The sequence below is a fragment of the Streptomyces sp. AV19 genome, assembly GCF_015999245.1.
Taxonomy (GTDB): Bacteria; Actinomycetota; Actinomycetes; order Streptomycetales; family Streptomycetaceae; genus Streptomyces.
This window is the reverse complement of record NZ_JAEAMR010000003.1, coordinates 154,633-174,004: the sequence shown is the minus strand read 5'-3', so window position 1 is coordinate 174,004 and position 19,372 is coordinate 154,633. Positions and strand designations below refer to the sequence as shown.

Annotated in this window: 17 protein-coding genes and 1 tRNA gene; 7 read left to right on the top strand and 11 right to left on the bottom strand. The window is 71.8% G+C overall.

Annotation, left to right across the window (positions count from 1 at the left end; translation table 11 throughout):
• Window positions 1-113: 113 nt before the first annotated feature.
• Window positions 114-1,514, top strand: coding sequence for a PTS transporter subunit EIIC (locus I5Q34_RS00765; RefSeq protein ID WP_374192944.1), 1,401 nt, complete (start codon window positions 114-116; stop codon window positions 1,512-1,514).
• A 755-nt stretch (window positions 1,515-2,269) separates the two neighbouring features.
• Here the strand turns inward: I5Q34_RS00765 and I5Q34_RS00760 are convergent.
• Both I5Q34_RS00760 and hppD read right to left on the bottom strand, forming a co-directional pair.
• The gene (locus tag I5Q34_RS00760; protein ID WP_199890100.1) at window positions 2,270-3,637 is read right to left on the bottom strand and encodes an FAD-binding oxidoreductase; all 1,368 of its coding nucleotides are present in this window, start codon (window positions 3,635-3,637) and stop codon (window positions 2,270-2,272) included.
• A 423-nt stretch (window positions 3,638-4,060) separates the two neighbouring features.
• The gene (gene hppD / locus I5Q34_RS00755) at window positions 4,061-5,206 is read right to left on the bottom strand and encodes a 4-hydroxyphenylpyruvate dioxygenase (RefSeq protein ID WP_199890099.1); all 1,146 of its coding nucleotides are present in this window, start codon (window positions 5,204-5,206) and stop codon (window positions 4,061-4,063) included.
• A 121-nt stretch (window positions 5,207-5,327) separates the two neighbouring features.
• Here hppD and I5Q34_RS00750 point away from each other — a divergent pair, with 121 nt between their 5' ends.
• Window positions 5,328-5,810, top strand: coding sequence for an Lrp/AsnC family transcriptional regulator (locus I5Q34_RS00750; protein ID WP_199890098.1), 483 nt, complete (start codon window positions 5,328-5,330; stop codon window positions 5,808-5,810).
• A 103-nt stretch (window positions 5,811-5,913) separates the two neighbouring features.
• Here I5Q34_RS00750 and I5Q34_RS00745 read toward each other — a convergent pair whose 3' ends face one another.
• From I5Q34_RS00745 to I5Q34_RS00715, 7 genes are all read right to left on the bottom strand, one after another.
• Window positions 5,914-6,717 (bottom strand): hypothetical protein, encoded by an 804-nt coding sequence (locus tag I5Q34_RS00745; RefSeq protein ID WP_199890097.1) that lies wholly within the window; start codon window positions 6,715-6,717, stop codon window positions 5,914-5,916.
• 56 nt (window positions 6,718-6,773) lie between these two features.
• Window positions 6,774-7,415, bottom strand: coding sequence for an IclR family transcriptional regulator (locus I5Q34_RS00740; RefSeq protein ID WP_199890096.1), 642 nt, complete (start codon window positions 7,413-7,415; stop codon window positions 6,774-6,776).
• Between the two features lie 307 nt (window positions 7,416-7,722).
• Window positions 7,723-9,516 (bottom strand): DEAD/DEAH box helicase, encoded by a 1,794-nt coding sequence (locus tag I5Q34_RS00735; RefSeq protein ID WP_199890095.1) that lies wholly within the window; start codon window positions 9,514-9,516, stop codon window positions 7,723-7,725.
• Window positions 9,517-9,739: 223 nt separating this feature from the next.
• Entirely contained in the window at window positions 9,740-11,188 is a 1,449-nt protein-coding gene (locus tag I5Q34_RS00730) for an MFS transporter (RefSeq protein WP_199890094.1), read from the bottom strand.
• Window positions 11,189-11,325: 137 nt separating this feature from the next.
• Window positions 11,326-12,387 (bottom strand): YeiH family protein, encoded by a 1,062-nt coding sequence (locus tag I5Q34_RS00725; protein ID WP_277965277.1) that lies wholly within the window; start codon window positions 12,385-12,387, stop codon window positions 11,326-11,328.
• Between the two features lie 14 nt (window positions 12,388-12,401).
• Complete coding sequence (locus I5Q34_RS00720; protein WP_199890093.1) at window positions 12,402-12,974, bottom strand: cysteine dioxygenase family protein; 573 nt, start codon at window positions 12,972-12,974, stop codon at window positions 12,402-12,404.
• An 80-nt stretch (window positions 12,975-13,054) separates the two neighbouring features.
• Complete coding sequence (locus tag I5Q34_RS00715) at window positions 13,055-13,972, bottom strand: LysR family transcriptional regulator (protein WP_199890092.1); 918 nt, start codon at window positions 13,970-13,972, stop codon at window positions 13,055-13,057.
• Between the two features lie 88 nt (window positions 13,973-14,060).
• Here I5Q34_RS00715 and I5Q34_RS00710 point away from each other — a divergent pair, with 88 nt between their 5' ends.
• From I5Q34_RS00710 to I5Q34_RS00690, 5 genes are all read left to right on the top strand, one after another.
• Window positions 14,061-14,960 carry an alpha/beta fold hydrolase gene (locus I5Q34_RS00710; RefSeq protein WP_199890091.1) on the top strand — a complete coding sequence of 300 codons (900 nt, stop codon included), beginning with the start codon at window positions 14,061-14,063 and terminating at the stop codon, window positions 14,958-14,960.
• 99 nt (window positions 14,961-15,059) lie between these two features.
• A tRNA-Cys gene (locus tag I5Q34_RS00705) sits at window positions 15,060-15,131 on the top strand.
• 350 nt (window positions 15,132-15,481) lie between these two features.
• Window positions 15,482-17,134, top strand: a complete 1,653-nt coding sequence (gene ctaD, locus I5Q34_RS00700) for a cytochrome c oxidase subunit I (RefSeq protein WP_234428297.1) — start codon at window positions 15,482-15,484, stop codon at window positions 17,132-17,134.
• Window positions 17,135-17,138: 4 nt separating this feature from the next.
• Window positions 17,139-17,486, top strand: a complete 348-nt coding sequence (locus tag I5Q34_RS00695) for a hypothetical protein (RefSeq protein WP_199890089.1) — start codon at window positions 17,139-17,141, stop codon at window positions 17,484-17,486.
• A gap of 84 nt (window positions 17,487-17,570) precedes the next feature.
• Entirely contained in the window at window positions 17,571-17,921 is a 351-nt protein-coding gene (locus I5Q34_RS00690) for a hypothetical protein (RefSeq protein WP_199890088.1), read from the top strand.
• Between the two features lie 33 nt (window positions 17,922-17,954).
• On the opposite strand, the gene I5Q34_RS00685 is transcribed toward I5Q34_RS00690, so the two are convergent.
• Together I5Q34_RS00685 and I5Q34_RS00680 are read right to left on the bottom strand one after the other, a co-directional pair.
• Complete coding sequence (locus I5Q34_RS00685) at window positions 17,955-18,434, bottom strand: hypothetical protein (protein WP_199890087.1); 480 nt, start codon at window positions 18,432-18,434, stop codon at window positions 17,955-17,957.
• A gap of 146 nt (window positions 18,435-18,580) precedes the next feature.
• On the bottom strand, window positions 18,581-19,096 hold the full coding sequence (locus tag I5Q34_RS00680) for a secondary thiamine-phosphate synthase enzyme YjbQ (RefSeq protein WP_199890086.1): 516 nt from the start codon (window positions 19,094-19,096) through the stop codon (window positions 18,581-18,583).
• Between the last annotated feature and the right edge of the window lie 276 nt (window positions 19,097-19,372).

Here is a 19,372-nt window from a genome sequence, read left to right as displayed (position 1 = left end):
CGCTTCACGTGCTACAACAGGTCTAAACCACTAGTGGTGTAGACCAAATTAAGCGGGCCATCTCCCCCTCGATCCCCCGATCTCCGAGTGCCCGCCTCACCTGGAGGAATCCGATGAGTACGGCTAGCGACGGCGCGGCCGAGAAAAAGGGCTTCGGTAAAAGCGCGATGGCGGTGGCCCAGCGTATCGGCCGCAGCCTCATGCTGCCGGTCGCGGTGCTTCCCGCCGCCGCGCTGATGGTCCGCCTCGGCCAGGACGACATGCTGGGCAAGCAGTCGTTCCCGCATTTCCTGAACAAGATCGCCCAGTTCATGTCGGCCGGTGGCGGTGCCATCCTCGACAACATGGCGCTGCTGTTCGCCGTGGGTGTGGCGATCGGCTTCGCCAAGAAGTCGGACGGCTCCACCGCGCTCGCGGCCGTGGCCGGTTACCTGGTCTTCCAGAAGGTGCTCGGCACCTTCACCGACAGCAGCCTCCCGAAGAAGGAGGCGGTGGTCGACCACAAGGTCGCCATGGTGGAGCAGGCGGTCGACGCCAAGGTCCTCGGCGGCATCGTGATGGGCCTCGTGGTCGCGCTGTTCTACCAGCGCTTCTACCGGACGAAGCTGCCGGACTGGGCGGGCTTCTTCGGCGGCCGCCGCCTGGTGCCGATCCTGTCGTCCTTCGCCGGTCTGCTGATCGGTGTCGGCTTCGGCTACATCTGGCCGGTGCTCGGCAAGGGCCTGCACAACTTCGGTGAGTGGCTGGTCGGCTCCGGGGCCGTCGGCGCGGGCATCTTCGGTGTCGCCAACCGTGGTCTGATCCCGATCGGCATGCACCACCTGCTCAACTCGTTCCCGTGGTTCCAGGCCGGTTCGTACGACGGCCCCAAGGGCACCGTCAACGGCGACATCGCCCGCTTCCTCGCCGGCGACCCGAACGCCGGCCAGTTCATGACCGGCTTCTTCCCGATCATGATGTTCGCGCTGCCGGCCGCGTGCCTGGCGATCGTGCACTGCGCCCGTCCGGAGAACCGCAAGGTCGTCGGCGGCATGATGTTCTCGCTCGCGCTCACCGCGTTCGTCACGGGTGTGACCGAGCCGATCGAGTTCACGTTCATGTTCGTCGCGCCGGTGCTGTACGCGATCCACGCGGTGCTGACCGGTGTCTCGATGGCCCTGACGTGGGCGCTGGGCATGAAGGACGGCTTCGGCTTCTCCGCCGGTGCGGTGGACTTCCTGCTGAACCTGGGCATCGCGAGCAAACCGTGGCTGCTGGTGCTGGTGGGTCTGTGCTTCGCGGTGATCTACTACGTGGTCTTCCGCTTCGCGATCACCAAGTTCAACCTGATGACGCCGGGGCGTGAGGTGGATCCGGAGTTCGCGGAGGCGGCGAAGGAGGTTGCCAAGGCGGAGGCCAAGAAGGTGTCCGCTGCTGCGAAGTCCTCCTCGGCCGCGCCGAAGGACAAGGCTCCCGCCCAGCGCAAGGGTGGCGGCGGCAAGGGCAAGCCGGCCTCTGCGAAGGCCAAGCGCTGATCCTCGCGCGCGTCGCGTTCGCGTCGAACCCCCGGGGCCGCTGGTCGGTCCCGGGGGTTTTGCGTTGCCCCCGGCCCGCCCTTTCACCGTTTCTTCCGGGGCAAGCCCCGGGGCCCTCCCCCAGAGGGGGTACCCCCATCGCGGCTGCGCCGCGTTGACCGGGGGCTTCGCCCCCTGGACCCCTGAAACCGCGCTCCGCGCGGCGAGGCGGGGGCTCCGCCCCCTGCACCCCCGAAGCGCCCTCCGGGCGCTGTCCCTCAAACTCCCCGGAGGGGGCGACCCCAGACGGGCTGATTCGTGCCCGCGCGGGATGTACCAGCCCCACGCAGGATGTCCAGCCCGGCGCAGACTTCCGCCCAAGCGCCGGCTTCCGTCCAGGTGCAGACTTCCGTCCAGGTGCAGACTTCCGCTCGGGCGCAGACTTCCGCTCGGGCGCGCACTTCGGCTCGGGCGCGCGCTGTCAGCCTGTCTGGGGGTTGCCCCCTCCGGGGAGTTTGAGGACGAGCGGCGAAGCCGCGACACGGGGTCCGGGGCGGAGCCCCGAAACCAGCCCGTCGCTGCTGGAGGCACCGGCCCGGGCGGTGCGCACGTGGCTGGAGAGCACGCTGCGACTGGGGGCGGGGGGCGCGGAGGGGAAGTGGCGGGCGCTGGACGCGGGGTTGCGGGAGTTGCGGGGGGCGTCGGGCGGGGCCGGGCGGGGGGGCGGGGGCGGCGCCGGGGACGTCCCCCGGCGCCCCGGGTCACAGCCCCTTCGCTCACAGCACCTTGCCGGGGTTCAGCAGGCCCAGGGGGTCGAAGACCGCCTTGATCCCCCGTTGCAGCTCCATCGCCACCGGGCCGGCCTCCCTGGCCAGCCAGTCCTTCTTCAGCAGGCCGACCCCGTGCTCCCCGGTGATCGTCCCGCCGAGCTCCAGGCCCAGGGCCATGATCTCGTCGAAGGACTCCCGGGCCCGGCTCGCCTCGTCCTCGTCGGCGGGGTCGAAGCAGACGACGGGGTGGGTGTTGCCGTCGCCCGCGTGGGCGCAGACGCCGATGGTCAGGCCGTGCTTGTCGGCGATGGCGGCGGTGCCGTCGAGGAGTTCGGCGAGGCGGGAGCGGGGCACGCACACGTCGTCGATCATCGTGGCGGGGCGCAGGGCCTCCAGCGCGGGCAGCGCCATCCGCCGTGCGTGCAGCAGGAGTTCGGACTCGGCGGGGTCGTCGGCGGGGACGACCTCGGTGGCTCCGGCGGCGGTGCACAGCTCGCCGACGGCGGCCAGGTGCGGGGCCGGGTCGGGGGTGTCGAAGGCGGCCAGGAGCAGGGCCTCCGTGGACTCCGGGAGTCCCATGCCGGTCAGGGCGTTGACGGCGCGGAGCGTCGTGCGGTCCATCAGCTCCAGGAGGGACGGGGCGTGGCCACCGGCCATGATCCGGCGGACCGCCTCGCAGGCGGCCGCCGCCGACGGGAACTCGGCCGCCAGCGCGAGCTGCCGGGGCGGCGCGGGCTTCAGCGCGAGGACGGCCCGCACGACGACGCCGAGGCTGCCCTCCGAGCCGACGAACAGCCGCGTCAGGTCGTAGCCGGCCACGCCCTTGGCGGTGCGGCGGCCGGTGGTCAGCAGCCGGCCGTCGGCGAGGACGACGTCCAGGCCGAGGACGTACTCGGCGGTCACGCCGTACTTGACGCAGCACAGGCCGCCGGAGGCGGTGCCGATGTTGCCGCCGATGGTGCACTGTTCCCAACTGGAGGGATCGGGTGGGTAGTAGAGGCCCTGCTCGGCGACGGCGCGGGAGAGGACGGCGTTGACGACGCCCGGCTCGACGACGGCGATGCGCTCGGCCGGGTCGATCTCGAGGATCCGGTCCATCTTGACCAGGGAGAGGACGATGCAGCCGTCCGTGGCGTTGGCCGCGCCGGAGAGCCCGGTGCGGGCTCCCTGCGGGACGACGGGGACGCGCAGTGCGGTGGCGGTGCGCATGACGTGCTGCACCTGCTCCGTGGTGCGGGGCAGGACGACGGCGGCGGGTGCGCCGGCGGCGCAGAAGCTCGCCATGTCGTTGGCGTAGGAGGCGGTGATGTCCGGGTCGGTGAGGACTGCGGTGGCGGGGAGTCCTTCGCGGAGTAGCTGGATCAGGTCGCCCATGTGTTCACCATGCCACCGGGGTCTGCCCGGGGGTAGATCGCCCCGGGCCCTCCCCCAGAGGGGGCACCCTCATTTCGCCGTTTCCGCAGGGGGTGCGCCCCTTCACCCCTTTCGGGTCTCCGCCCCGGACCCGCAACCGCGCTCCGCGCGGTTGTCCTCAAACTCCCCGGAGGGGGCGGCCCCCAGACGGGCTGAGTGCCCCTCCCCGCCCTTTCACCGTTTCTTCCGGGGCTCCGCCCCTCGGCCCGCAACGCGGCTGCGCCGCGTTCGTCCTCAAACGCCGGACAGGCTGAAATTCGTGCCCGGGCGCGCAAATCAGCCCGTCTGGGGGCCGCCCCCTCCGGGGAGCTTGAGGACAGCGCCCGAAGGGCGCTTCGGGGCCCAGGGGGCGAAGCCCCCGGCGGGTGCAGGGGCGGAAAACCCTTACAGATTCCCCCGCTTCTCCTGCTCCCTCTCGATCGCCTCGAACAGCGCCTTGAAATTCCCCTTCCCGAAGCCCATCGACCCGTGCCGCTCGATCATCTCGAAGAACACCGTCGGCCGGTCCTGCACCGGCTTCGTGAAGATCTGGAGCAGGTAGCCGTCCTCGTCCCGGTCCACCAGGATCTTCAGTTCCCGCAGCGTCTCCACGGGCACGCGCGTCTCGCCCGCCCACTCGCCGAGGGTGTCGTAGTAGGAGTCGGGCGTGTCCAGGAACTGGACGCCCGCCGCCTTCATCTGGCGCACCGTCGCGACGATGTCGTTCGTCGCCAGCGCGATGTGCTGCAGGCCCGGGCCGCCGTAGAACTCCAGGTACTCGTCGATCTGCGACTTCTTCTTCGCGATGGCCGGCTCGTTGAGCGGGAACTTCACCTTCCGGGTGCCGTCCGCCACGACCTTCGACATCAGCGCGGAGTACTCGGTGGCGATGTCGTCGCCCACGAACTCCTTCATGTTCGTGAAGCCCATGACCTTGTGGTAAAAGTCCACCCACTCGTTCATCCGGCCGAGTTCGACGTTGCCCACACAGTGGTCGATGGCCTGGAAGTTGCGCTGCGCGGGCGGGGCGAGGAGCGGTTCGGCGGCGACGTAGCCGGGCAGGTACGGGCCGCTGTAGGCGGAGCGCTCGACCAGCGTGTGACGGGTCTTGCCGTACGTGGCGATGGAGGCGAGGACGACGGTGCCGTGCTCGTCCTTCAGCTCGTACGGCTCCTCGATGCCCCGCGCGCCGTGCTCCACCGCGTAGGCGTACGCGGCCCGCGCGTCCGGCACCTCGATGGCCAGGTCCACGGCGCCGTCGCCGTGTTCGGCCACGTGCTGCGCCAGGAAGCGGCCGCGCTCGCTGGTGGCCTTGATGACGGTGGTGAGGACGAACCGGGCGCCACCGGACTCCAGGACGTAACTCGCCGTCTCCCGGCTGCCGTTCTCCGGTCCGGAGTACGCGACCAGCTTCATGCCGAAGGCGGAGGAGTAGTAGTGCGCCGCCTGCTTGGCGTTGCCGACGGCGAAGACCACCGCGTCCATCCCCTTGACCGGGAAGGGGTCGGCCTGCCGAGCGGTGTCAAAGGTGTGATCTGTGGTCTGCGTCATGCGCGCAGCGTCTCGCCGATCCACAAGGTGCGCAATAGTTTGCGTATCGACTGGGCAATCTGCACAGCAGGCCGCCGGTAACCCCGGACGATCTGTACAGGATGACCACGAGGAGCTGATCATGACGATCGATCGTTTGGACGGCAGGCTCATCGAACTGCTCGCACGGGAGCCGAGGATCGGCGTCCTGGAGGCGTCCCGCCGCCTGGGCGTGGCCCGCGGCACGGCGCAGGCGCGCCTGGACCGGCTCCAGTCGCAGGGCGTGATCCGGGGCTTCGGCCCGGACGTGGACCCGGCGGCGCTGGGCTATCCGGTGACCGCCTTCGCCACGCTGGAGATCCGCCAGGGGCAGGGCGCGGACGTCCGCACCCACCTGGCGGGCGTCCCGGAGGTGCTGGAACTGCACACGATCACCGGGCACGGGGACATGCTGTGCCGGCTGGTGGCCCGCTCCAACGCGGATCTGCAGCGGGTGATCGACAAGGTGGTGGGCATCGAGGGGATCGTGCGGGCGTCGACGGCGATCGTGATGGAGAACGCGGTGCCGCTGCGGATCATCCCGCTGGTGCGGGAGGCGGCGGAATCCAGCCCGTCCGGCGATTGAGGACGAACGCGGCGCAGCCGCGTTGCCCGCCCGTGCGGAGCACGCGAGAAACTGGGGCACCCCCTCTGGGGGAGAAACGGCGGGGAGGGGCAAAACCCCCGCGTCAGCAGCTCGGCACCCGCCCGCCCGACGCCAGTGCCTTCAGGGACGCGACCGCGTCCCGCAGGTCGACGACCGGAACCAGCCGCATCCCCTTCGGCAACTCCGCCTCCGCCTCCGCGCACTGCTTCTTCGGCACGAGGAAGACGCCCGCCCCGTCCCGCCCCTCCGCCTGGACCTTCAGCGGGACGCCGCCGACCGGGCCGACCGTCCCGTCCGGCTCGATCGTGCCCGTGCCGCCGATCGCCCGGCCGCCGGTCAGGTCGCCGCCCCGGCCGTCGCCGTCGATCTTGTCGACGATGCCGAGGGCGAACATCAGGCCCGCGCTCGGCCCGCCGATGTCCGCGAGGCGCAGCGTGACCTTGACGTCCTTCGGCGAGCGGTGCAGATAGTCCAGCGCGGCCCGGGTCGCGGAGTCCTGCGACTTCCGCATCTCCGCGACGTTGTGCTCCTCCGTCTCCTTGTCGGTCTTGCCCGGCGGGAAGACGGAGTCGCGCGGCATGACGGCCCGGTCGGTGCGGAACCAGTCGCTCGCCACGGCGCCGGCCCCGACCTCCGCCTGCGGACCGGTGGCGATGATCGTGGACATCCGCAGCTGTCCGCTCGTCCGGCGGGTCTCCGCGCCGCTCACCGAGATCACCGGTTTGCCCTGGTGGTCGCCGAGCACGTTCACCGTGCTGCCGGGCCGGGCGATGGAGAACGGCAGGGGGGCGAAGGCAGCGGTCCCGAGCAGGGCCAGGACGGGCACGGCGCAGACGGCGACGATCCGGGCACGGGGGGACCATTCGGACACGAACGGGAAACGCATGCTGCGAATCTAGTTCACCGTCCGTCCCCCGTGCCCGGCCGCCCCGGCCCGGGCCCTCACCTCAGCGCGTCCGCCACCTCCTTGGCCGCCTCGACGACCCGCGGCCCGACCCGGTGCGGAACGGCGTCGGTGAGCATGACCACCCCCACGCTGCCCTCGATCCCGCTCACCCCGAGCAGCGGGGCCGCGGCGCCGCTCGCCCCGGCCTCCAGTTCGCCGTGGGTGAGCGAGTAGCCCGGGTTGTCGACGTCGCCCGCACGGGCGGCGAGTATCGCCCGGCCGGCGGCGCCCCGGTCCAGCGGGTGCCGGAATCCGGCGCGGTAGGCCACGTGGTAGTCCGTCCAGGTCGGCTCGACGACGGCGACGGCGAGCGCCTCCGCCCCGTCGACGAGCGTCAGGTGGGCGGTGGCCCCCACGTCCTCGGCCAGCGCCCGCAGCGCGGGCAGGGCGGCCTCCCGCACCAGCGGGTGCACCTGCCGGCCCAGCCGCAGGACGCCCAGGCCCACCCGGGCCCGGCCGCCCATGTCGCGCCGGACGAACGCGTGCTGCTCCAGCGTGGCGAGCAGCCGGTAGACCACGGTCCGGTTGACGCCGAGCCGGGCGGCCAGCTCGGTGACGGTCAGACCGTGGTCGGTGTCGGCGAGCAGTTTCAGGACACGCAGTCCTCTGTCGAGCGTCTGCGAAGTCTCCGCGGTCACGACGCCCCCTCCTCCGATGAAAGGCGGGCTCTCGTCGTGGTGGGATTGCGCCTCCGGTCCCGTCCGGCAGCGCGTGAGGAGAGGCCGCCGGTGAAACAGACGTACAACCGGCCGCGCTCCGCGGCGGCGCTGCCACGGGGCGTGTGCGTGACCGGCACGCTAGCGAGCCGGTCCGCTCAGCGGAAGAGTCTGCCCACAATCCGGGCGCCCCGCAGGGGATTTGAGGAACACCTGGTCAACTCGGCTGTATCCATGCGCCGTCCATGTGCCATCCACGTGCCGCCCGCGTACGGATCACCTCATGCGCTCACTTCATGCGCGTGGCCCACTCCCGCACCTTCTTGATCCGTTCGCTCAGCTGCCCGGCCGTCGCCTCCGCGCTCGGCGGGCCGCCGCAGGTGCGGCGCAGTTCGGTGTGGATCACGCCGTGCGGCTTGCCGCTCTGGTGCGCGTACGCGCCGACCAGCGTGTTGAGCTGCTTGCGCAGCTCCAGCAGCTCCTTGTGCGTCACCACCGGGCGCCGCTCGGCCGGCATCTCCAGCAGGTCGGCCTGCTCGTCCGGCTTGCGCCGGCTGTGCGCGATCTGCCGGGCCTGGCGCTTCTGCAGCAGCAGCTGGACCTGCTCGGGCTCCAGCAGGCCCGGGATGCCGAGGTAGTCCTGCTCCTCCTCGCTGCCGGGGTGGGCCTGCATGCCGAACTCGGCGCCGTTGTACATCACCCGGTCGAAGACCGCGTCGGACTCCAGCGCCTCGAAGGGCAGCATGTCCTGCTCGCCGGTGTCCTCGTCCTGCTCCCTGTTGGCCTCGTCCATCTCCTTCTCGGACTCGGCGTAGGGGTCCTCCTCGTCCCCCTCCTTCTTCGGCCGGTCGAGGACGTGGTCGCGCTCGACCTCCATCTCGTTGGCGAAGGTCAGCAGCGTCGGGATGGTCGGCACGAAGACGGACGCCGTCTCGCCGCGGCGCCGCGACCGCACGAAGCGGCCGACGGCCTGGGCGAAGAACAGCGGTGTGGAGATCGTCGTCGCGTAGACCCCGACCGCGAGCCGGGGCACGTCCACGCCCTCGGACACCATGCGGACGGCGACCATCCAGCGCGAGTCGCCCTGCGCGAACTCGTCGATGCGGTCGGACGCGCCCGAGTCGTCGGAGAGGACGACCGTGGCGCCCTCGCCGGTGATCTCGCGGATCAGCTTGGCGTAGGCGCGCGCCGAGTCCTGGTCGGAGGCGATGACGAGCGCGCCGGCGTCCGGGATGGACTTGCGCACCTCGGTCAGCCGCTGGTCGGCGGCGCGCAGCACGTTGGGCATCCAGTCGCCGCGCGGGTCCAGCGCGGTGCGCCAGGCCTGGCTGATCGCGTCCTTGGTCATCGGCTCGCCGAGCCGGGCCTCCAGCTCGTCGCCGGCCTTGGTGCGCCAGCGCATGTTGCCGCTGTAGGAGAGGAAGATCACCGGGCGGACGACGCCGTCGGCGAGCGCGTTGCCGTAGCCGTAGGTGTAGTCGGCGGAGGACCGCCGGATCCCGTCGTTCCCCTCCTCGTAGGTGACGAACGGGATGGGGTTGGTGTCGGAGCGGAACGGCGTGCCGGTCAGGCAGAGGCGGCGGGTGGCCGGCTCGAACGCCTCCATGCACGCCTCGCCCCAGGAGCGTGAGTCACCGGCGTGGTGGATCTCGTCGAGGATGACGAGGGTCTTGCGCTGCTCGCAGCGGTTGCGGTGCAGCATCGGGCGGACGCCGACTCCGGCGTACGTGACGGCGACACCGTGGTACTCGCGGCCCAGCGGGCCCGCGCTGTACTCGGGGTCGAGCTTGATGCCGACGCGGGCGGCGGCCTCGGCCCACTGCTTCTTCAGGTGCTCGGTCGGGGCGACCACGGTCACCTGCTGGACGACATGGTGGTGCAGCAGCCAGGACGCGAGGGTGAGCGCGAACGTGGTCTTCCCGGCGCCGGGGGTGGCGACGGCCAGGAAGTCGCGGGGCTGCGTCTGGACGTACCTGTCCATGGCGCCCTGCTGCCAGGCGCGCAGCTTGTTGGCGGTACCCCAGGGGGCCCGGCCTGGGAAGGCGGGCGAGAGGTGGTGATTGGTGGCTGTGGTGGTAGTCACGGTCTCCGTCGGGGTGGTCGGGGGCCTTGAGGAAACACAACCGCGACAGCCTACCCAAGGGGCGGACGGAGGGAGTCCCGGTCCCGCCATGCAAGAGGGCGAGTGACGGGACTCCGGTCCCGCCACTCGCCCTGTCGTACGTGTCCGGCCCGTGCGGGGCGGTCCCCCGCGACGGTCCGGGGAGGGCAGCGCGAGCCGCACTTGTCGGGTTCGAGGGACGGGTTCATGCCAGGCGCACCCGGCCCTTCGCCCGCAGCCGGGTCGCGACCACCGCGCCCGTCAGGGCCACCGCCGCCATCGCGACGTAGACGGCCCCGAACGCGGAGTGCGGCGCCGCGGCGTCCGGCGCCCCGTGGGCACCCTCACCGACGGTCCCGCCCCCGAACGCGCCGAAGAGCACGCCCGCGACGCCGACCAGCACGATGTTGCCCAGTGCCTCGGACACCTGGAGGGCGGCCGAGCTGACGCCCTCCTCCCCCGCCGGGGACAGCTCCAGCGCGAGCACGGCGCTGCTGGAGACGTTCAGCCCGATCCCGTAGCCGGCGATGATCCACGAGACGGCGACCAGCCACACCGGCGCCCCGTCGAGCAGCACCAGCGGCACGATCGCGATGGCGACGGCCATCAGCACCAGGCCGAGGCACATCAGCCGCTGCCGGTACGGCTCCAGCCGGGACCGGCTCTGGGTGTACGCGCCGAGGCTCCAGGTGAGGCCGCCGCCGGTGAGGGAGAGCCCGGCCGCCGTCGCGGACATGCCGCGCTCGCTCACCAGCATCAGCGGGATGAAGCTCTCGGAGGCGAGGAAGGCGCCCACCGTGACGCCCCGCAGCAGCACCACGGACGGCAGTCCGCGCACGGCGCGGAACGTGCCCTTCGGCAGCAGCCGGGCGATGGACGGGGCGAGCAGCGCGAGGCCCGCGACCGCCGGCACCAGGGCGAGCCACTCGCGGTCCTGGCCCGCGTACTGGAGCAGCCCGGCGCCGACGGCGACGGCCAGCGCGAGCGCGATCCGCCGGCGGTCGGGAGCGCCCCCGGCCTCCGCGCGCGGCAGCGTCCGCAGCGCGGGCAGCATGACCGCGAGCGGCAGCAGGATCAGGACCGGGATCGCCAGGAAGACCCAGCGCCAGCTCAGCTGTTCGGCCACCGATCCGGCGATCACGGGACCGACCAGGACGGGCACCACCCAGGCGGCGGAGAACGCCGCCAGGATCTTGGCCCGCAGGCGCTCGGGGTAGGCGCGCCCCACGACGACGTAGAGCGACACCACGACGAACCCGCCGCCCAGGCCCTGCACCGCCCGGGCCGCCACGAGCATCCACATCTGCTGGGCGGAGCCGGCGAGCACCAGGCCGGCGCCGAAGGTGGCGATGCCGGTGAAGAGCGGGCCCAGCGGCCCGGAGCGGTCGCTCCACTGCCCCGCGACGGACATGGAGAACAGGCTGGCCGTGAAGTAGGCGGAGAACGCGAAGGCGTACAGCCCGACGCCGCCCAGCGCGCGGGCCGCGAAGGGCATGGCGGTCGTGATCGCGCTCGCCTCGAACGCGATCAGCGAGACGACGGAGATGATGCCGAGGGTCAGGGCGCGGTAACGGCTCCCCAGGACGCCACCGGCCTCCCCCGGTGGCGCGGTGGCGGCCTCGGAGGCCGCGGATATCGAGTCAGTACTGGTCATGCCGCGAGCCTAGGAACGGAGGCGGTTCCGGCGCGTCTGTCCGGGGAACGGAGCGTCCTCGGCCGTTCGCCCTAGCCCGGAAGTCACACCTCATGGGTCACAGCAGTCACAGCAGTCACACCCCTCGTACACGGCAGTCACGCCGTCGTCACCAGCACCCCGGCGTACGACACCCCCGCGATGACCGCCCACGCGCCCAGCCCGAGCGCCGCGACGCGTCCCCCGGTGCGCACCAGCGAGGGCAGGTGCACCGCGCTCCCCAGCCCGAACAGCGCGGCCGCGAGCAGCAGTTCCTGGACGCGCTGCGCCCCGTCCAGCACCGCGCCGGGCAGCACACCGGTGCTGCGCACGGCCACCATGGCCAGGAAGCCGGCGACGAAGAGCGGCACGACCGGCGGTCGCCTGGTACCGGTCGCCTTGGTACCGGTCGTCCTGGTACCGGTCCCCGTCGTCCGCCGGCGACGCGTCGCCACCGCCACCCCCGCCACCAGCGGCGCCAGCAGCGCCACCCGCATCAGCTTCACCAGCACCGCCTCGCCGAGCGCCGTCGGCCCGGCCGTCTGCGCGGCCGCCACGACCTGGCCGACGTCGTGCACCCCCGCCCCCACCCAGCGGCCGAACTGCCCGTCGTCCAGCCCGAGCGGGTGGTGCAGCAGCGGCAGGACGGCGATCGCCAGCGTGCCGCAGAGCGTCACCAGCGCCACGGACGTCGCCGTGTCCTCCTCGTCGCTGCCGGAGACCTCGCCGACCGCCCCGATCGCGGACGCCCCGCAGATCGCGTAGCCGGTCGCGATCAGCAGCGGCTGGTCGCCGCGCAGCCCGAGCCGGCGGCCGAGCCAGAGCGTCCCGAGGAAGGTCACGACGACGGTCACCAGCACCATCGCCACGGTCGCCCAGCCGATCCCCAGCACGTCGCCCAGGCTCAGCCGCAGTCCCAGCAGGACGACGCCGAGGCGCATCAGCCGCTTCCCGGCGAGGGTGAGCCCGGGCCGTCCGACGCCGCGCACCCCGTCCCGGACGCCCGGCAGGTGCGCGGCGGCGATGCCGAGCACCACCGCCGCGGTGAGCAGCGGGACGGCGGGGACGAGCCGGTGGACCGCCCAGGCCAGGGCGACCGCGGCGGCCGCCATGGCCAGGCCGGGCAGCGGGCCGGACCGCGGCACCTCGGGAGCCCTGGCCCGGTCCTCGACCAGTGCCACCGACGTCTCCCCCGTCACAGCTCGTCGGCCGGCAGCCGGTAGACGCGCCGCACGCTGGTGCCCAGCCGCGCCACGTCCGCGCCGTAGACGTGGATCGAAATCGCGGCGGACGAGGACGCGTTGCGCACCCGGTGGATGTCCCCGGGCGGCGCGAAGCCGCAGACCTCGCCCTGCCGGTTGGCCACGTCCTCGACGGCCACCAGCCGCGCGCTCGGGCCGCCGGGGACCAGCCGGTAGCGGCGCTCGCTCTCCGTCCCCTCGTGCACGCCCGTCACGCACCACGAGACGTGGTCGTGGATCGGCGTCCCCTGGCCGGGCAGCCAGACGAGCGCCACGACGGAGAAGCCGCCGTCCTCCTCGGCGTGCAGGACGTGCTGGCGGTAGTGGTCGGGGTCGCCGGCCCGCTGCTCGTCGGTGAGCAGGTCGGGGGCGCCGAGGTGGCCGGCGAGCAGTTCGCCGACGAGGCGGGCGGTCGTGTCGGGCGGCAGACCGCGGTCCACCGCCTCCCTGATGTCGTCGACGAGCCCGCGGAGGCGGGCGGTGACCGGGGGCGCGGCGGGCGCCGTCGTAGGGGTCGGGGTCGTCATGGGGGTCGTCATACGGGCAGCGTCGAGCCGGGGAACGATCACGTCCAACGACAGTTCGTTGGCCGGTCGCCAACTGCCGCTTATGGTTTGTTCGAACCGCCGCCGCGCCGCCGCGCCGCGGCCTTGAGCTCGTCCAGGACGAGGGCGGTGGCCGGGACGCGCAGGTGGTCGCGGAGCACGTACGCCGAGACCTGGCGGCTGGACGCCGGATCGAGCGGCCGGCCGGTGATCCGGTCGTGGCGCAGGAACGACAGCACCAGCCCCGGCATCATCGCCACCCCCAGCCCCTCCGCGACGAGCGACTGCACGACCAGGATGTCGTCCGTGGTGAACGCTATGTCGGGCGCGAAGCCGACCTGGGTGCACTCGTGCAGGAAGTTGGTGCGGCAGCGCAGGCAGCCGGCGATCCAGCGCTCCTCGGCGAGGTCGGTCAGGGCCACGGCGCGGCGGCGGGCGAGCGGGTGCCCGGCGGGCATCAGGACCGTCAGCTGGTCCTCCAGCAGCGGTATTTCGACGAGGTCGTCCGGGACCTCGTCGTGCAGCCCGGGGTAGGTGAAGGCGAGCGCGATGTCGAACTCGCCGCGCTCCAGCCTGCGCAGCGACTCCGGCGGCTCGCCCTCCAGCAGCTCGACCCGCACGCCGGGATGGTCGGCCGCGAGCCGGGCCAGCGCCTCGGGGACGAGGGTGGCGCCCGCGCTGGGGAACGCGCACATCCGCACCCGGCCGGAGCGGAGTCTGGTCAGCGAACTCATCTGCTGCTGGGCCACGCTGAGCGAGTCGAGGATCGTCTCGGCGTGCCGGGCGAGCGCCTCCCCGGCCTCGGTCAGCCGCATCCGGCGGCCGACCCGGGTGAACAGCGGTGTGCCCACGGCCCGTTCCAGGGCCTTCATCTGCTGGGTGATCGCGGGCTGGGTGTATCCGAGCGCGCGGGCGGCCGCGGAGTACGAACCGGCCGCCACCACCGCGTGGAACGTCTTGATGTGCCGCGAGTCGAACACACCGGAATCATAAGCGGATTTTGGGGCAGGCGGGAGTTCCCTGATGGGTTGCTTCTGGATCACCGAACGAATAAGGCATGGTGGACATATGCCGCCGAACACCCCACACGTCACATCGCGCTACACCTCCTACGACGGCGCCGAACTGGCCTACCGCGTGCTGGAGGCGCGCGAGCCGGACGCCGGCGGCCGGCCCGTGATCTGCCTCGCCGGCGGCCCCGGACGCGACGCCGCCTACCTCGGCGACCTGGGCGGACTCGACGCCCGCCACCCCCTCGTCGTCCCCGACGGCCGCGGTACGGGCGCCTCCCCGCCCGCCCCCGACCCGTCCGGCTACGCCTTCCCCGCCCTCGCGGAGGACGCCGAGGCCCTCCGCGCCCACCTCGGCCTCGACCGCTTCGCCCTCCTCGCCCACGACGCCGCCTGCGCCACGGCCCAGGCATACGCCGCGCTCTACCCGCACCGGCTGACCCACCTCGTCCTCGCCACCCCCGGCTCCCGCCTCCAGGGCGAACTCCCCGGCGACGCCGAGGAGATCTTCGAGTCCCGCGCGGACGAGGACTGGTGGGTGGACGCCTATGTCGCCGCCCACTCCCTCACCGACACCCACGACTTCGCCGAGGCCCGCGCCCTCCTGCGCCGCGCGGCCCCCCTCGCGTACGCCCGCTGGGACGCCCCGCAGCAGGCCCACGCCGCCACCGAGGACCACCAGCTCCACCCCGTCCCCCGCATCGCCTTCTGGCAGGGCGTCGACGACCCGGCCCGCCTGGCCCTCCTCGACCACCTGCGCGCCGTGACCTGCCCCGTCCTCGTCGTCACGGGCGACCGCGACGCGGTCACGGGCATGCGCGCGGGCGAGCTCGTCGCGGCGTCCTTCCCGCGGGCGACGGTCCGGCCGCTGTACGGGGTGGGGCACTACCCGTGGGTGGACGAACCGGAGATGTTCCGGCCGGTGGTGGAGGAGTTCCTGGCGTCACGAGTCCCGTGAACGGGGCATGTCGGTCATGTGGCACTCCCCGGTGAACCGTTGAACGGGCTGCCGACGCCCGCCTATGGTCATGAGCAACAGCAAAACTTGGCACAACTTGGCCGTGTGCCCGAGTGGTTGAGGGGCTCGCCTGCAAAGCGAGTTACGCCGGTTCGATTCCGGTCACGGCCTCTGATCCCGCATCCGCCCCGCCCGTATCAACCGGGCTCATCCGGGCGGCAGTTGACGGCGGCGCCGGTGACAGTCCCAGGCCCCGGCGCGGACGAGGGCATACGTCCGCCTCCCCGCCGAACCGTCCGCCGAACGCCGGCCACGCGTCCCCCCGCCGACGGGAGCCGCCCCGCCATCCGGGTGGCGGCCCACGGCCCGCCGGTGCGTCGGCTTGCCGGCCCGCTCCACCGCGCACAGGCTCGCGAAAGCGACGCCCCTACACGCCGACTGGAGTCCCCGTGGGAACCTCGCCACCTCCCCCTCCCCCCAGCCACCTCACCGAGCCGTCGACCGGATCCCCCGATGACGAGCTGCCGGTCCGCGCGAACCGCCCCGGAAGTGTCGTGGTGAAGTGGCTCACCACCACCGACCACAAGTCGATCGGCACGCTCTACCTCGCCACATCCTTCGGCTTCTTCATGATCGGGGGCCTGCTCGCCCTGGTGATGCGGGCGGAGCTGGCCCGGCCCGGCCTTCAGATCCTGTCGACCGAGCAGTTCAACCAGGCGTTCACCATGCACGGCACGATCATGCTGCTGATGTTCGCGACGCCGCTGTTCGCCGGATTCGCCAACTGGCTCATGCCGCTCCAGATCGGCGCCCCCGACGTGGCCTTCCCCCGGCTGAACGCCTTCGCCTACTGGCTGTACCTCCTCGGCTCCCTGATCGCGACGAGCGGCTTCCTCACCTACCAGGGGTCGCCCGACTTCGGATGGTTCGCCTACACGCCGCTGTCGGACGCCTCCCACACCCCGAGCGTCGGCGCCGACCTGTGGATCATGGGCCTGGTCTTCTCCGGCTTCGGCACGATCCTCGGCTCGGTCAACTTCATCACCACCATCATCTGCATGCGCGCCCCCGGCATGACCATGTTCCGCATGCCGATGTTCTGCTGGACCGTCCTCCTCACCGGTGTGCTGGTCCTGCTGGCCTTCCCGGTGCTGGCGGCCGCGCTGCTGGCGCTGGAGGCGGACCGGAAGTTCGGGGCCCACATCTACGACCCGGCCAACGGCGGCGCACTGCTGTGGCAGCACCTCTTCTGGTTCTTCGGCCACCCCGAGGTGTACATCATCGCCCTGCCGTTCTTCGGCATCATCTCCGAGGTCGTTCCGGTCTTCTCCCGCAAACCGCTGTTCGGCTACTGGGGACTGATCGCGGCGACCATCTCCATCGCGGGACTCTCGGTGACCGTCTGGGCCCACCACATGTTCGTCACCGGCGGCGTCCTTCTCCCCTTCTTCTCCTTCATGACCTTCCTCATCGCCGTTCCGACGGGAGTGAAGTTCTTCAACTGGATCGGCACGATGTGGCAGGGGTCGCTGTCCTTCGAGACACCGATGCTGTGGGCCACCGGCTTCCTGGTGACGTTCCTCTTCGGCGGCCTCACCGGCATCCTCCTGGCGTCACCGCCACTGGACTTCCACGTCTCCGACTCGTACTTCGTGGTAGCCCACTTCCACTACGTGGTGTTCGGGACGGTCGTCTTCGCCATGTTCGCCGGATTCCACTTCTGGTGGCCCAAGTTCACCGGGAAGCTGCTCGACGAGCGCCTGGGCAAGCTCACCTTCTGGACGCTGTTCATCGGCTTCCACGGCACATTCCTCGTCCAGCACTGGCTGGGCGCCGAGGGCATGCCCCGCCGGTACGCCGACTACCTGGCGGCCGACGGCTTCACCTGGCTCAACACCTTCTCCACCATCTTCTCCCTGCTGCTCGGCATGTCCATGCTCCCGTTCTTCTACAACATCTGGAAGACGGCCAAATACGGCAAGCAGGTAAGCGTCGACGACCCCTGGGGCTTCGGCCGTTCCCTGGAATGGGCCACCTCCTGCCCACCGCCGCGCCACAACTTCCTCACCCTGCCCAGAATCCGCTCGGAGGCCCCGGCCTTCGACCTCCATCACCCCGAGTACACCGAGCACGAGCGTGAAATCGCCACCGAGAAGGGCGTTCTGGAGCACTGATCCCATGGAGCACGGCAACCCGGCCGACACCGCCGAGGCGGGCCTCCGCCAACTCGACGGCTACCTCTACTGGCAGGCCGAACACGACACCGCCCGGCACGAGGCGGCCGCTCTCTGCGACCGCCTCCCCTGGCTCACCACGGCCGAACGCGAGGACCTGGAGCGCGAGTACACCCGCACCCGCGCCGAAGCCTCCCGCACGATGACCCGCCGCGTCGCCGTCCGCTGCGTCGAACTCCGCGAGGAGTACGAGGCGCGCTACCGGCTGCTGCGGCGCCGGGTGGTCGCGGCGGCGACGGGCGTGGTGGGCGGGGTGTGCGCGTTGGTGGAGCTGTGGCGGGGGATGCGCTGAGTACCCGTACTCAGACGCCGGGCCCGGACGGACACGTATCCGCACGGATGTCCGGGCCCGCCCCCGCCGCCTAGCGTTGCGGACATGACAGCAGCCGACGCCCGCACGCACTACGACAAGGCCGTCCCCAACTGCCTGAAGGCCATAGGCGGCCTGGTGCTCTGGCTCTTCGCCGGGGCGACGTTCCTCTTCGCGCCCCTGATGGCGATGGCGAGCGACCCCTGCGGCCCGGCGGACACCGAGCTGATCTGCACCGCGGCCGGGCAGCAGTTGGTGGTCTACATCCCGCTCGGGACGGCGCTGGTGGCGGCGCCGCTGGGTACGTGGGGGCTGGTCTCGCGGCGGGAGACGGCGCGGCTCGCGTGGTTGCTGGCCATGGCGATGCTGGTGGTCACGTGGATGGTGACGAGCTCGATCGCGACGCCGCCCAGCTGAGCCGCCTCCCGGCCGATCGGACGTCCGCCCCGATCAGACGTCCACCCGCGTACAGGGCGAGATCACCCGCACCAGCAGCCGCCGCTCCCCGGGCACCATGGCGACACCGGCCCGGTACCGCTCCGTACTCCGCGCCGCCGCCAGCACCAGCGATCCCTCGGCGTCGTCGAACGGCACCCAGCCATCGGCCTCGAACCACGCCCCCAGCCGCAGCAGCGCCTCCGGCAGGGCAGCGTCCCGCACCCGGTCGATGAACCACTGGTGCGCCACGGCGCACGCCGACTCCGTGAACCCCCACGGCCGGCACTCCGGGCAGACGACGGACGCCACGTCGTCGGCCCGCCCCACGCGCCGGCGCAGCGCCAGGGCGTCGAGGATCCGGCTGGAGTGCGCGTACAGCTCCCGTACGAGCGCCTCGTCCGGCCGCGGCGCCCCCGGGACGGCGAGAATGTCCAGGCACTCGGAAACCGAGCGTTCCGCCTCAGAGGCAGCCTCGCCGAAGCGCACCGACATCACGCCCTCATGCAGTCAAAAGAAACACCCAATCGATGCACAGGTTAGCGAACGTCAGATGCCGCAGACCGTGCACATCGGGTGTTCCGGGCGACGGGGCGTGTCAGGCGAAACGGACACCCTGACTCCGCATCAGCCCGGCAGTCTCACGCCCTGTGGACGCGGACGAGCAACTCCCGTGTGCGCGGCCCGTCGAACTCCGCCAGCAGGACGGACTGCCACCGGCCCAGGTACAGCTCCCCCTCCGTGATCGGGATGCTCAGCTCGGGGTGAGTGGCGATCAGTGCGCGCAGATGCGAGTGACCGTTGTCGCGCTGACCGTGGAGCGCGCGCTCGGCCGGGGTGCGCTGCTTGTCGTGGGCGTAGTAGTGGGTGCCGCTGTGCGGAGCGAAGCGGGCGAGCGCGGCCTTCATGTCGGCCAGCAGGCCGCCCTCGTTCTCGTTGACGACAAGTCCGCAGGTGGTGTGCCCGCAGTAGATGTGCAGCGTGCCCTCGCCGACGCCCGCCTGGTCGGCAAGCCGCCGCAGTTCGCCCGTGAGGTCGACGGCCTCCTCCGGCAGGCCGATGCCGACGGACAGCCGGGCCGAGACGACGACGGAACTTCCCGCCGGCAGAAGTTGCTGCGAAACGATGCTCACGTGCGTGCCCGAGACGGTCGTCATGACGCCTCCAAGGGAGAGTGTGCCGGGAGGAGCATCCGGCTTGCGAGGGAACGGTGGCAGGCATTCCGCCCGCCGACAACGCCCGTTCCGGCCATCGGCCGGCGGCGGTGGGGCGGAGTGTCCGTGCGGGCGGCCTACGGGTACGAAATGCCCGGTGACACGCCCGGTGGCAGAGGGCTGAGCGCAATGTGATGCCCATGCGGTCGTCGCTCCGTGAATTGCGGGCATTCTGGTCGTGACGGCCTGGCAGTCACACCGCCGCGCACACCCGGATCG

Bases quoted from the DNA above. Each gene is read 5' to 3' on its own strand.
- I5Q34_RS00730 (WP_199890094.1), bottom strand. From the start codon at position 11,188: ATGACCAGTACTGACTCGATATCCGCGGCCTCCGAGGCCGCCACCGCG.
- I5Q34_RS00690 (WP_199890088.1), top strand. From the start codon at position 17,571: ATGACAGCAGCCGACGCCCGCACGCACTACGACAAGGCCGTCCCCAAC.
- I5Q34_RS00760 (WP_199890100.1), bottom strand. From the start codon at position 3,637: ATGGGCGACCTGATCCAGCTACTCCGCGAAGGACTCCCCGCCACCGCA.
- hppD (WP_199890099.1), bottom strand. From the start codon at position 5,206: ATGACGCAGACCACAGATCACACCTTTGACACCGCTCGGCAGGCCGAC.
- I5Q34_RS00685 (WP_199890087.1), bottom strand. From the start codon at position 18,434: ATGTCGGTGCGCTTCGGCGAGGCTGCCTCTGAGGCGGAACGCTCGGTT.
- I5Q34_RS00765 (WP_374192944.1), top strand. From the start codon at position 114: ATGAGTACGGCTAGCGACGGCGCGGCCGAGAAAAAGGGCTTCGGTAAA.
- I5Q34_RS00710 (WP_199890091.1), top strand. From the start codon at position 14,061: ATGCCGCCGAACACCCCACACGTCACATCGCGCTACACCTCCTACGAC.
- I5Q34_RS00745 (WP_199890097.1), bottom strand. From the start codon at position 6,717: ATGCGTTTCCCGTTCGTGTCCGAATGGTCCCCCCGTGCCCGGATCGTC.
- I5Q34_RS00750 (WP_199890098.1), top strand. From the start codon at position 5,328: ATGACGATCGATCGTTTGGACGGCAGGCTCATCGAACTGCTCGCACGG.
- I5Q34_RS00720 (WP_199890093.1), bottom strand. From the start codon at position 12,974: ATGACGACCCCGACCCCTACGACGGCGCCCGCCGCGCCCCCGGTCACC.
- I5Q34_RS00680 (WP_199890086.1), bottom strand. From the start codon at position 19,096: ATGACGACCGTCTCGGGCACGCACGTGAGCATCGTTTCGCAGCAACTT.
- I5Q34_RS00695 (WP_199890089.1), top strand. From the start codon at position 17,139: ATGGAGCACGGCAACCCGGCCGACACCGCCGAGGCGGGCCTCCGCCAA.